The 12,161-nt window shown below is 74.6% G+C and carries 11 protein-coding genes; 7 read left to right on the top strand and 4 right to left on the bottom strand.

The window, feature by feature from the left end; all coding sequences use genetic code 11:
• The 3 genes from BU198_RS02865 to BU198_RS02855 form a co-directional block, all read right to left on the bottom strand.
• On the bottom strand, positions 1–539 hold a 539-nt coding region (locus BU198_RS02865; RefSeq protein ID WP_188295218.1), incomplete at its 3' end, for an AAA family ATPase.
• A gap of 71 nt (positions 540–610) precedes the next feature.
• Positions 611–1,144 carry a DUF6328 family protein gene (locus BU198_RS02860; protein ID WP_223243841.1) on the bottom strand — a complete coding sequence of 178 codons (534 nt, stop codon included), beginning with the start codon at positions 1,142–1,144 and terminating at the stop codon, positions 611–613.
• A gap of 11 nt (positions 1,145–1,155) precedes the next feature.
• Positions 1,156–1,734: a MarR family winged helix-turn-helix transcriptional regulator gene (locus BU198_RS02855; RefSeq protein WP_188295217.1), complete on the bottom strand. Its 579-nt coding sequence runs from the start codon at positions 1,732–1,734 to the stop codon at positions 1,156–1,158.
• A 48-nt stretch (positions 1,735–1,782) separates the two neighbouring features.
• Here BU198_RS02855 and BU198_RS02850 point away from each other — a divergent pair, with 48 nt between their 5' ends.
• From BU198_RS02850 to BU198_RS02835, 4 genes are all read left to right on the top strand, one after another.
• Entirely contained in the window at positions 1,783–2,727 is a 945-nt protein-coding gene (locus BU198_RS02850) for a DMT family transporter (protein WP_223243840.1), read from the top strand.
• Positions 2,728–2,803: 76 nt separating this feature from the next.
• Positions 2,804–3,346: a hemerythrin domain-containing protein gene (locus tag BU198_RS02845; protein ID WP_317619935.1), complete on the top strand. Its 543-nt coding sequence runs from the start codon at positions 2,804–2,806 to the stop codon at positions 3,344–3,346.
• Between the two features lie 380 nt (positions 3,347–3,726).
• Complete coding sequence (fusA, locus tag BU198_RS02840) at positions 3,727–5,796, top strand: elongation factor G (protein WP_188295215.1); 2,070 nt, start codon at positions 3,727–3,729, stop codon at positions 5,794–5,796.
• 218 nt (positions 5,797–6,014) lie between these two features.
• Positions 6,015–6,920 carry a neutral zinc metallopeptidase gene (locus BU198_RS02835; RefSeq protein ID WP_188295214.1) on the top strand — a complete coding sequence of 302 codons (906 nt, stop codon included), beginning with the start codon at positions 6,015–6,017 and terminating at the stop codon, positions 6,918–6,920.
• A gap of 34 nt (positions 6,921–6,954) precedes the next feature.
• On the opposite strand, the gene BU198_RS02830 is transcribed toward BU198_RS02835, so the two are convergent.
• The gene (locus BU198_RS02830) at positions 6,955–7,869 is read right to left on the bottom strand and encodes a LysR family transcriptional regulator (RefSeq protein ID WP_188295213.1); all 915 of its coding nucleotides are present in this window, start codon (positions 7,867–7,869) and stop codon (positions 6,955–6,957) included.
• A gap of 139 nt (positions 7,870–8,008) precedes the next feature.
• Here BU198_RS02830 and BU198_RS02825 point away from each other — a divergent pair, with 139 nt between their 5' ends.
• The 3 genes from BU198_RS02825 to BU198_RS02815 all read left to right on the top strand — a co-directional run bounded on the left by BU198_RS02825 (position 8,009) and on the right by BU198_RS02815 (position 12,048).
• The gene (locus tag BU198_RS02825; RefSeq protein ID WP_223243839.1) at positions 8,009–8,476 is read left to right on the top strand and encodes a hypothetical protein; all 468 of its coding nucleotides are present in this window, start codon (positions 8,009–8,011) and stop codon (positions 8,474–8,476) included.
• Positions 8,469–10,109, top strand: a complete 1,641-nt coding sequence (locus BU198_RS02820; RefSeq protein WP_188295212.1) for a multicopper oxidase family protein — start codon at positions 8,469–8,471, stop codon at positions 10,107–10,109. The genes BU198_RS02825 and BU198_RS02820 overlap by 8 nt, the downstream gene beginning before the upstream one ends.
• Before the next feature lie 301 nt (positions 10,110–10,410).
• A complete protein-coding gene (locus tag BU198_RS02815; protein ID WP_188295211.1) occupies positions 10,411–12,048 on the top strand; it encodes an alkaline phosphatase D family protein in 1,638 nt (545 codons plus the stop codon).
• Positions 12,049–12,161 lie beyond the last annotated feature (113 nt).

Raw genomic sequence — 12,161 nt, 5'->3', positions numbered from 1 at the left:
AGCGCGTGCGCGCGGGCCTGCCCGGCGAGCCAGGCGCTGTAGCGCGCGCTCACGGCGGCGCGCCCGCTCTGGGGGCCGCAATCCGGCTCGCGCTCCGCGTAGTTGGCGCCGATGCGCGCAGGGTCGTCCTCGTGCAGGAAGACCGCGCGTACCCGCCGGCCCTGTCCGGCGGCCTCCGCGGCGGCGCGCGCGGCGGCGGCCGGGGTCAGGTAGTCGCCCTCCACGATCGCGGGCACGGGCACGGTGAGCCGGTTGCGCACGACGCCCAGCAGCGCGTCGTCCAGGGCGCGCGCGGTGGCGATCTGGAGTTCCAGGACACGGTCGGCGGGCAGCGCGTCGGGGTCGGGCAGGCCGTCGAAGTGGTGCAGTCCGGGGTGGCCGTCGGCGGTGGTGGCGGCCTGGAGGGCGGCCACCACGTCGTCGAACTCGACCACGAACGCGCCGTGCCGCGCGGACAGACGGGCGGCGGCCCGGCTCTTGCCGAGCCCGGAGGCACCGCCGATCAGCAGGACGTCCCACGGGCTGTCGTCGGTGTGCATACCGGCACGCTAGACGGCCCGGATGCGGACGGGCTCCGTGGGGTGGGGGAGGCGGGTGCGGACACGAGCGGTCAGGCCCCGTCGCGGTTGGCGGAGCGGCGCAGCGTCCAGGGCAGGACGAACCACAGCCCGGCGAAGGTCAGCGCGATGGCGCAGGTGATCGGCACCGCCGGCACCGTGCCGAGGACGACGTCGAGGACCAGCAGCACGGCGCCGGTCAGCGCGGCGGCGAGCAGCAGCAGGCCCACCTGGGCGACGCGGACCGAGACGGCGACGATCCGCTCCTTGCCGGGGTGGCGGTACAGGCCGCGGTGCAGGGCGACGGGGGTGGCCAGGACGGCCGCGGCGACGACCGACAGCAGCAGCGTGACGACGTAGATGTCCTGCTGGGCGTCGGTGAGCTGGGCGAAGCGCGGGGTGAAGGCGACGCCGAGCAGGAAGGCGAAGACGATCTGCACGCCGGTCTGGAGCACCCGCAGTTCCTGCAGCATCGCCACCAGACGCCGGTCGGCCCGCACCGCCGGGTTCCCCCAGCCGGGCGGGGGAGCGGAGTCGGACCGGTGGCCGGGCGGCGGCGGGGAGGACGGGGGCGGTGCGCTGGTCATGGGTCAGCTTCTCATGACCGGCCGTCACCATTCGACTCCGCACGGTGCATGCTCCCCGTATCGGGCCCGGTGTCACCCCCGGTGCCGTCCAGACGGTGCTGCCAGGCGGTGAGCAGTGTCCGCAGGGCGCCCGCCTCCTCCGGGGCCAGGTGCGCCAGCAGGCGGTGCTCGTTGCGGATGTGGGCGGTGAACGCCTCGTCGAACAGGCGCCGCCCGGCGTCGGTGAGGGCGACCACCCGCCCGCGCCGGTCGTCCACCGCCGGGCGGCGGGTGACCAGTCCGGCGCGCTCCAGGCGGTCGATCCGCTTGGTCATCGCCCCCGTGGTCACCATGGTGTGCGCGGCCAGCTCGCCCGGGGCCCGCTCGTACGGGGCGCCGGCCCGGCGCAGCGCGGCGAGCACGTCGAACTCGCCCTCACTCAGGCCGTAGCGCTGGTAGACGAGGGTCAGCTCGGCGGTCAGGCGGGCGGCCAGGCGGTGCAGGCGCCCGATGACGGCCAGCGGGGAGACGTCCAGGTCGGGGCGCTCGCGCCGCCACCCGGCCTGGATCTGCGCGACGTGATCGGGGTGCTGCCCGGCGGAGTGCTCCATGCGGCCATCCTAACCCGGGTAACTTCCTGGGAAGCTATATTGCCTTCCATGGAAGCCAATATGCGATGGGTGCTGCTCACCGCCCTCGCCCCCGTCGCCTGGGGCGCCAACTACTGGGTCACCCACGCCCATCTGCCCGCCGACCACCCCCTGTGGGGCGCCGCCCTGCGCGCCCTGCCCGCCGGACTGCTGCTGCTCGCCCTCGCCCGCCGCCGCCCGCACGGCCCCTGGTGGTGGCGCAGTGCCCTGCTGGGCCTGCTCAACACCGCCGTCTTCTTCGTCCTGCTCTACCTCGCCTCCCAACTGCTGCCCACCGGCGCCGCCGCCACCGTCATGGCCGCCTCCCCCCTCGCGATGCTGCTCACCGCCTGGGCACTGGCCGGGCAGCGCCCGCGCCGCGCCCACCTGGCGGGGGCGGTGGTGGGCCTGGCCGGGGTCGCGCTCGCCCTGCCCGGGCCCGGCGGCGGGATCGGCTGGACGGGGCTCGCGGCCTCGGCGGCGGCGATGCTGGTCTCCTCCGTCGGCTACGTCCTGGCCGCCCGCTGGCGCGAGGGCGCCGACCCGCTCGCCGCCACCGCCTGGCAGCTGACCGCGGGCGGCCTGGTCCTGCTGCCGCCGGCCGTCCTCGTCGAGGGCGCGCCTCCGGCCGTGGACGGGCCCACCCTGCTCGCCTTCGGCTACACCACCGTCATCGCCACCGCACTCGCCTTCGCCTGCTGGTTCGCCGGGCTGCGCCACCTGCCGGCCGCCACGGTGGGCCTGCTCGGACTGCTCAACCCGCTCACCGGCGTGCTGCTCGGCACCGCGCTGGACGGCGACCCCTTCGGCGCGCGCCAGGCGGCGGGACTGGCGCTGGTGGCCGCCGGAATCCTGCTCGGCCGCCCACGCGCCCGGGCGGCCGAGCCCGCCGCGCAATCCGTCGCCGAACCGTCCGCCGAACCGTCCGCAGGAACGTCCGCAGGGCCCCACTTGCCCGCCGGCCGGGCCACGTGATCGGATGGCAGGAGCATCGCGTGCCGATGACGGACTGCGTCAGGCATGGAGGTGCGGAACCGAAGGGACCGCCCCCGTGGCCTCCCCCTCCACCGGCCGTACGGCCGCCCTCAGCCTGGAACTCTCCCGCGCGCACCAGAACTTGCGCCGCCGCCTCGCCGACCTGCGCGCCAACCTCGGCGGACCCCGCCGTCCGGACGGCGACGACGACCGGCTCCTCACCCACTGCCTGGCCTTCTGCACCGCCCTGACCAACCACCACCAGGGCGAGGACACCGGCCTGTTCGCCCAACTCCTGCGCGAACGCCCCGACCTGGCGCCGACCATCGCCAAACTCGTCGAGGACCACGGCTTCATCACCCACATCCTCACCCGGGTGCGCGACCTCGCCGACCAGGCCGCCGCCGGCGCCGTCCCCGGTGCCGCACCCGGTGCCGATCAGGAGGCGATCGGACGCGAACTCGACGGGCTCGCCGCCATCATGGACTCCCACTTCGCGTACGAGGAACGGGCCATCGGCGCCGCCCTGGACGCCGGGGTGAGCGACGACGGCTGGTCCGAGCCGGTGCTGCGCTTCGGGACGCCGCGCAGCCCGGCGCCGCCCGGCTCGGCCCCGTAAAACCCGTCGCCCCGACGGGCCCGCCTTCCCTACACTCGCCACGCGGCCGCGCTCCGACGCGCGGCCGACCGTGCCAACCGGCGCCGACCGCGCCGACCGTGACGACAGCAACGAGGAGAGGGGGCGAGCGGCCGTGCCGAAGCAGAGCGCCGCCGCCCCCTCTCCCGCGTCGCGGTACGAGGTGATCCTGGTGTCCCCGTCCTCCCGGTGCCCGCTGCGCGGCCGGCACCGGAGCAGTGCCGCCACCGCCTGAAACCGGCCCCGTTTCTCGATCCCCGAGGCCTTCTCGCGGAAACACATCTGACGACCAGTCAGTACGTCGGCACTGCCCGATCGCGCGCCCGCCACCACGAAGAACCGCCTCGAAAGGCACCCGGGCCATGCGCACCCACACCACCGCCGCGATCACCGCCGCGACCACGGACACCATCGCCGCCGTCCGCAACCTCGGCATCCTCGCCCACGTCGACGCCGGCAAGACCACCGTCACCGAACGGATCCTCTACCTCACCGGCACCACCCACAAGCGCGGCGAAGTCCACGACGGCACCACCCTCACCGACTTCGACCCCCAGGAACGCGAACGCGGCATCACCATCTTCGCCGCCGCCGTCAGCTGCGCCTGGGCCGGGCACCGGATCAACCTCATCGACACCCCCGGCCACGTCGACTTCGCCGACGAGGTGGAACGCTCCCTGCGCGTGCTCGACGGCGCGGTCGCGGTGTTCGACGCGGTCGCCGGCGTCGAGCCGCAGAGCGAGTCGGTGTGGCGCCAAGCCGAACGCCACGGCGTGCCGCGCATCGCCTTCGTCAACAAGCTCGACCGCGCCGGCGCCGACCTGGACGCGGCCGTCGCCGCCATCCGCGAACGCCTGCACCCGCGCCCGCTGGCCGTCCAACTGCCCATCGGCACCGAGGAGTCGTTCGCCGGCGTCGTCGACCTCATCCGCCTGCGCGCCCTCACCTGGCACGACGACGGCACCCCGCAGGAGGGCCCGGTCCCCGGCCACCTCGAAGCCGAGGCCGCCGTCCGCCGCCGCGCCCTGGAGGAGGCGGTGGCCGAACTGCACCCCGAAGCCCTGGAGGAGTTCTGCGCCCGCGCCACCCTGACGGCCGGCACGCTCACCGCGGCCCTGCGCGACCTCACCCGCACCGGCGAGGCCGTGGTGGTGCTGTGCGGCTCCGCCTACCGCAACCGCGGCATCGAACCGCTCCTGGACGCCGCCGTCGCCTACCTGCCCTCCCCGCTCGACGTCCCGCCCACCCACTCCGCCGACCGTACCCAGCAGCGTGACCCCGACCCCGGACAGCCCCTGACCGCCCTGGCGTTCAAGGTCACCGCCGCCCCCACCGGCCGCCTCACCCACCTGCGCCTGTACGCCGGCACCCTTCACAAGGGGGACACCGTGCTCGACACCACCACCGGCCGCCGCGAACGCGTCGCCCGCATCCTCACCGTCCTGGCCGACCGCCACACCGAGACCGAACGCGCCCGCGCCGGCGACATCGTCGCCGTCGTCGGCCCCAAGCACACCCGCGTCGGCGCCACCCTGTGCGACGCCGGCCATCCCATCGTCCTGGAGGCCCCCGTGAGCGCCGAACCGGTCGTCACCGTCGCCGTCGAGGCCCGCCGCGCCGCCGACACCGACAAGCTCGCCACGGCACTGGCCCGCCTGGCCGAGGAGGACCCCTCGCTGCGCGTGGCCACCGACCCCGAGACCGGCCAGCGCACCCTGTCCGGCCTGGGCGAACTGCACCTGGAGGTCGCGGTGGAGAAGATCCGGCGCGACAGCGGTATCGAGGCCGCGGTCGGCCGGCCGAAGGTCGCGCTGCGCGAGGCCCTCGTCGAGGGCGTCACCGGCTTCGCCCACCGCCACGCCAGACAGGACGGCGGCGCGGGCCAGTTCGCCCACCTCGTCCTCGACGTCCACCCCCTGCCTGCCGGCACCGAAGGGGAGTTCGCGTTCACCTCCACCGTCACCGGCGGACGGGTCCCGCGCGAGTACGTGCAGGCCGTCGAGGCCGGCTGCCGCGACGCCCTGGCCGAGGGCCCGCTCGGCGGCCACCCGGTCACCGGCGTCGCCGTCACCCTCACCGACGGGGCCACCCACCCCAAGGACTCCTCCGAACCCGCCTTCCGCACCGCCGCCCGCCTCGGCCTGCGCGAGGCACTGCGCGCCTCGCGGATGCACCTGCTGGAACCCCTCGCCGAGGTGAGCGTCACCGTGCCCGAGGACGCGCTGGGCGCCGTCCTCGGCGACCTCGCCGCCCGCCGCGGCCACGTCCGGGCCACCGAACCGGGAACCGGCACCACCGCCCAGGTCAGCGCACTGGTACCGCTCGCCGAACTCTTCGGCTACGCGGGCCGCCTGCGCGGCCGCACCCAGGGCCGCGGCACCTTCACCACCCGCCCGGCCGGCTACGCCCCGGCGCCCGCGCCGGCCGGCTGAGCAGTGCAGCCCGGCTGAGCAGGCGCCGCCCGGCCCTCCCCGCACGGGGAGGACCGGGCGGCGCCGCCACAGCGCCCCGGCCCCGACCGGGCCCCGCTGCGCCGGGGCGGGGCCCGGGGCCCGTAGGCTGGGCTGGGCCGTGACGGTACAGACCGTCACCAGAACGCACAAAAGCGACCGGCAGAAGCGACCGGCAGAAGCGGGCAGGGCAGGGGCACATGCAGTTCGACGACCAGGGCGACCTCGACACCTCGCAGGTGGACGACCGGCGCGGCATCCCGGGCGGGAAGGTCGCCATCGGCGGCGGGGCCGTGGGCCTGATCGCGGTGCTGTTCGCGGTCATCCTCGGCGTCGACCCGCAGCTGCTGGGCCTGTCCTCCGGCGACGGCTCCTCCTCCAACTCCTCCGGCACCCGGACGGCCGGCGAGGTGCAGCAGGCCTGCAAGACCGGCGCGGACGCCAACAAGCGCCAGGACTGCCGGATCGTGGCGGTCACCAACAGCCTCCAGGAGTTCTGGCGCACCGAGCTGCCGAAGCGCGCCAACGTCCCGTACAAGAACGCCGAGACGGTGCTGTTCACCGGTCAGGTCTCCACCGCCTGCGGGTCGGCGACCTCCGCGGTGGGCCCGTTCTACTGTCCCGGCGACAAGAAGGCCTACTTCGACCTGGGCTTCTTCAACGAGCTGTCCGCCCGCTTCGGCGCCAAGGGCGGCCCGTTCGCCGAGTCCTACGTCGTCGCCCACGAGTACGGCCACCACATCCAGAACCTCACCGGCGCCATGCAGAAGGTCGGCAACGACCGCCAGGGCGCCAACAGCGGCTCGGTGCGCCTGGAGCTCCAGGCCGACTGCTACGCCGGGGTGTGGGCGCACCACGCCACGACCACCCCGCAGCCCTCCACCGGCCGTCCGCTGATCGCCTCGCTCACCGACCAGGACATCGCCCAGGGCCTGGACGCGGCCGCGGCGGTCGGCGACGACCGGATCCAGCAGGGCGCCACCGGGCGGATCAACCCGGAGGCCTGGACGCACGGTTCCGCCGAGCAGCGCAAGGCCTGGTTCACCACCGGCTACCGCAGCGGCGACGCCGCCCAGTGCGACACCTTCTCGGCCGCCAAGCTCTGACCGGTCCCCGACCGTTCCCTGACCGGGCCCGTCGTCAGAACCCGCCGTCAGCCTGGCTGTCGTCCGCCTGCCCGCCGTCCGCCCAGTCCCAGCCCGCGATCGCCTCGCGCAGCCGGCGGGCGGCGGCGGGCAGGCGCGCCTGCCCGTCCCAGAACAGGGTCAGCGAGCGCCGGCACTCGGGGCTGTCCACGCCGACCCACACCAGCGGCAGCCGGGTCGCGGTGCGCCGGGCGATCGCGGGCACCAGGCCCACGCCCAGGCCCGCGCTGATCAGTTCGGCGATGGCGCCGGCCTCGTCGCTCTCGCAGACGATCCGCGGCACCAGGCCGCGGGCGGCGAACAGCCGGTCCAGCAGGCGGCGTTGCCAGTGCCCGGGCCGGGCGGCGATGAACGGCCGCTGCGCGAGCTCCTCGACGCCCACCGTGGTGCGGTGGGCCAGCGGATCGCCCACCGGGACGGCCAGCCCCACCTCCTCGTCCAGCAGCAGCACCGACTCCAGGCCCTCGGCGGCGACCGGCTGGGAGACCACGGCGAGGTCGACGTCCTGGGCGCGCAGCCGCCGCGCCGTCTCCTGCGCGGACAGCTGGTGCAGCTCGATCTCCACCCCCGGGTGGGCGCGCTTGAACGCGGCCAGCGGCCCGCCGAAGGCCAGGAAGGTCTCCGAGGCCAGCCGCACCGTGCCCGGCCCCTGCGCGGCGGCCTCGGCCACCGCCCGCCGTCCGGCCTCCAGTTCGCCCAGCGAGCGCTCCACGTAGTCGCGGAACAGCCGCCCGGCCTCGTTCAGCCGCAGCCGCCCGCCGCGCTCGAACAGCGGCGTGCCCAGCTCGGCCTCCAGCCGGGCGATGGAACGGCTCAACGACGGCTGGGCGACGCGCAGTTCCCCGGCCGCCCGGCTCAGGTGCTCCAGCCGCGCCACCGCCAGGAACTGGGTGAGCGTGTTCAGGTCCACGAAGTCCTCATGCCCCCACGGTCATCACGCCATAGCAATACTGATCTTGGACAGGATAACCGGACGGTCATAGCGTCGGGGGCGGGGCCGCACACCGGCACACGGTGCGGCCCGAGACCGGTACGAGGAAGGACTCCCCATGGCCATCGCCGCCCCCAGGACCCCACCGGAGCCCGAGGCCCGGTCCGCCACGGGGGAGCGGACCGGGCCCGCCGGACGGACCCTGCGCGCCCTGGCCGCCGCCCACACCGCCGTCCTGTTCGGCCAGCCCGTCTTCGCCGGCGTCTACCTCAGCGGAGACTTCGACGCCCTCGGCTGGCACGCCGCCGGCGCCGACGCCGTCACCACCCTCGGCTACCTCCAGCTGATCGCCGCCCTCGTCCTGTGGATACGGCTGCGCCGCGCCTGGCCGCTCGCCGCGAGCCTCGCCGTGGCCGCCGCCGAGACCGTGCAGTACTTCGCCGGACTCGGCGGCGCCCTGTGGCTGCACCTGCCCCTGGGCGTCGCCACCATCGCCGGCACCGTCGTGCTCACCACCGCCCTGTGGCGCACCCCACTGCCCGCACGGCGCACCGCCCCCGCGCGCGAGGGGGACGACCGTGCCTGAGTCCCGCGACAACCGCCCACTCGGCCTGACGCGTCGTCAAGTCCTGGGCATCGGCGGCGCCTTCGGCCTGCTCACCACCGCCTCACTCGCCACCGCCGCCGCCCTCGCCCGCCGCCCCGCCACCACCGGCGCCCAACTGCGCAGCACCGCGGCGCTGCCACCCCCGTACCAGGTTCCGCTGCCCCTGCCCGCCGTCGCCAGACCCGTCTCCACCGCCGGCGGCACCGACCACTACGACATCGTCCAGCGCGAGACCATCGCCGAGATCCTGCCCGGCCTCACCACCCGCCTGTGGACCTACGGCGGCACCTTCCCCGGCCCCACCATCGAGGCCCGCCGCGGCCGGCCCGTCACCGTCACCCACCACAACGAACTCCCCGTCCCCACCGTCGTCCACCTCCACGGCGGCCGCACCCCCGCGGACTCCGACGGCTACCCCACCGACCTCGTCCTGCCTGCCGCCTGGCCCGACACCCCCCACACCATGCCGGGCATGGCAGGCATGTCAGGTACGGACGGCCACGGCACCGGCGGCCACATGACCGACCCCCGCGCCGTCACCAGCCGCCTGAAACGCGACTACACATTCCCCAACGACCAACGCCCCACCCTGCTCTGGTACCACGACCACCGCATGGACTACACCGCCCCCGCCATCTGGCGCGGCCTCGCCGGCCTCCACATCGTGCGCGACGACACCGAGGACAGCCTCGGCCTGCCCGCCGGCCCCCGCGAGATCCCCCTGATGATCACCGACCGCGCCTTCACCGCCGACGGCGCCCTCAGCTACCCCTCCCTCGACCCCACCCTGCGCACGACCCCCGGCGTCACCGAACCCCACCTCGCCGGCGTCCTCGGCGACGTCATCCTCGTCAACGGCGCCCCCTGGCCCGTCCACGAAACCGACGCCACCCGCCACCGGCTGCGCCTGCTCAACGCCTCCAACGCCCGCCACTACGAACTCGAAGCCCTCACCGAGGACGGCCGCCGCCTCGACCTCGTCCAGATCGGCGCCGACCAGGGCCTGCTCGCCACCCCCGTCACCCACCGGACCCTGCCCACCGCCCCCGCCGAACGCCACGACCTCGTCATCGACTTCGCCACCGCCCCCATCGGCTCCCTCGTCCACCTCGTCAACCGCCTCGGCACCGGCCGCACCCGCGACGTCATGGCCTTCCGCATCACCCGCCCCGCCACCGACGACAGCCGCATCCCACCCGTCCTCGCCACCGACCTGCCCGACTGGCACCGCCAGGACGCCGTCCGCACCCGCGACTTCGCCTTCCGCGCCGGCCGGATGAACGGCGGCCACGGCTGGCTCATCGGCGGCCGGCCCTTCGACCCCGCCCGCACCGACGTCACCGTCCCCCTCGGCGACACCGAGATCTGGCGCCTGATCGCCGACGTCCACCACCCCGTCCACCTCCACCTCGTCGGCTTCCGCATCCTCACCCGCGGCGGCAGACCCCCACTGCCCCACGACGCCGGCCTCAAGGACACCGTCTCGCTGCGCCCGGGGGAGTCCGCGGAGATCATCACCCGCTTCGACGGCTACCGCGGCCGCTACCTCTTCCACTGCCACAACGCCGAACACGAGGACATGGGGATGATGGCCAACCTGGAAGTCGTCTGAACGCCGGGTGAGTGCGAGTGGGCGCGGTCGGGGGGCGGCTTGACTGGCCCATGGTGCGAGCCTCGCCCACCCGGCCCGCCGGCGGCCGGGATGCCCGCGGCCGCGCCGCCGAGACCGGCCAGGACAGGACAGAAGAAGCCGGAATACACCATTCCGAGCAGCTCGGGGCGATATGCCGGACCTTCACGGGGCTCCCATCAGATGATCACTCTGCTGCCCTGATCCCGACCCCCGCCGTACGGGGTGGTCCACTCCAATTCCCTTCGCACACCCCCCGAGCAGCGAAAGGCCACTACCCCCCATGACCCGCCCCGCCGACCACTCCACCGCCGACCGGATGCTGCGCGAGGCCGCCGCCCGCCTCGACCGGCGCCGCTTCCTGACCGTCACCTCGGCCGCCGCCGCGCTCGCCTTCAGCGTCAACATCCCCACCGCCGGCGCCGCCGACAACGAGATCGCCCCGCGCGCCATCGGCGACAACCCCTTCACCCTCGGCGTGGCCTCCGGCGACGCCACCTCCGAGGCCGTCGTCCTGTGGACCCGCCTGGCCCCGCGCCCGCTGGAGCCCGGCGCCGGCCTGCCGCCCACCGGCTCGGTGAAGGTCGGCTGGGAGATCGCCCGCGACGAGAAGTTCCGCCGTGTCGAGCGGCGCGGCACCGCGCGCGCCCACGCCGAGTTCAACTACGCCGTCCACGTGGACGTCGACGACCTCGACGCCGCACGCGAGTACTGGTACCGCTTCACCGTCGGCTCCTGGTCCAGCCCCGTCGGCCGCACCCGCACCGCCCCGCCGCGCGGCAGGAAGCTCGACAGCGCCCGCATCGCCTTCGTCTCCTGCCAGGCCTACGAGGACGGCTACTTCACCGCCTACCGCCACCTCGCCAACGAGTCCCTGGACGCCGTCTTCCACGTCGGCGACTACATCTACGAGTACGGCATCGACTCCGTCGGCGGCGACCGCAAGTACACCGACCGCACCCTCGCGGCCCACTTCAACCACGAGACCACCACCCTCGAGGACTACCGGCTGCGCTACTCCCTCTACAAGAACGACCCCGACCTCCAGGCCGCGCACGCCGCCCACCCCTGGTACGTCACCTGGGACGACCACGAGGTGGAGAACAACTACGCCGCCGGCATCCCGGAGAAGAACCAGGACCCGGCCCCCTTCGTCGCCCGCCGCGCCGCCGCCTACCGCGCCTACTGGGAGAACCAGCCGCTGCGCATGCCCCAGCCCCGTGGCACCGAGCTGACCCTCTACCGGCGCGTCCACTACGGCAAGCTGGCCCAGTTCGACATCCTCGACACCCGCCAGTACCGCGACGACCAGGCCAACGGCGACGGCTGGCAGTACCCCACCCCGGAGTCCGACGACGCCAAGCGCACCCTGATGGGTGCCACCCAGGAACGCTGGTTCGCCGACGGCCTGCGCCACTCCAAGGCCACCTGGAACGTCGTGCCCCAGCAGGTCGTCTTCTCCCGCCGCAAGAACACCACCGCCGACCGCTCCAAGCTCTCCATGGACGCCTGGGACGGCTACCCCGCCGCCCGCGAGCGCTTCCTGAAGACCGTCGACCAGTCCGGCGTGAAGAACCTGGTGCTGCTCACCGGCGACGTGCACGTGGCCTACGCCCTGGACGTCAAGCGCAACTTCGACGACCCCAACTCCCGCACGGTGGGCGTGGAGTTCGTCGGCACCTCGATCAGCAGCGACGGCGACGGCGAGGAGAAGCCGTCCAACTGGAGCACCCTCATGGCGGCCAACCCGCACATGAAGTACTACGACGGGCGCCGCGGCTACACCGTGCTCACCCTCGACCAGCACCGGGCCCGCGCCGACTACCGGGTGGTCTCCCACATCACCCGCCCCGGCGGCACCCTCTCCACCGCCGCCTCCTTCGTCACCGAGGCCGGCAACCCGGGCATCCGCCCCGCCTGACGCCTTCCGGCGCCGAACGGCCCCGGGCCCGCCGCCTTGAGGGAGGCGGCGGGCCCGGGGCGCTCACGCGCCCCTGGCGGCCTGCCGGACGACGGCCGCGGCCTGCTCCGGGT

This window comes from Streptomyces sp. CBMA156 (assembly GCF_014596515.1).
Lineage (GTDB): Bacteria > Actinomycetota > Actinomycetes > Streptomycetales > Streptomycetaceae > Kitasatospora.
This window is presented reverse-complemented; position numbering and strand designations above follow the sequence as displayed.

Coding starts and splice junctions, on each gene's coding strand:
- BU198_RS02835 (WP_188295214.1), top strand. CDS start 6,015: ATGCAGTTCGACGACCAGGGCGACCTCGACACCTCGCAGGTGGACGAC.
- BU198_RS02855 (WP_188295217.1), bottom strand. CDS start 1,734: ATGGAGCACTCCGCCGGGCAGCACCCCGATCACGTCGCGCAGATCCAG.
- BU198_RS02860 (WP_223243841.1), bottom strand. CDS start 1,144: ATGACCAGCGCACCGCCCCCGTCCTCCCCGCCGCCGCCCGGCCACCGG.
- fusA (WP_188295215.1), top strand. CDS start 3,727: ATGCGCACCCACACCACCGCCGCGATCACCGCCGCGACCACGGACACC.
- BU198_RS02850 (WP_223243840.1), top strand. CDS start 1,783: ATGGAAGCCAATATGCGATGGGTGCTGCTCACCGCCCTCGCCCCCGTC.
- BU198_RS02825 (WP_223243839.1), top strand. CDS start 8,009: ATGGCCATCGCCGCCCCCAGGACCCCACCGGAGCCCGAGGCCCGGTCC.
- BU198_RS02815 (WP_188295211.1), top strand. CDS start 10,411: ATGACCCGCCCCGCCGACCACTCCACCGCCGACCGGATGCTGCGCGAG.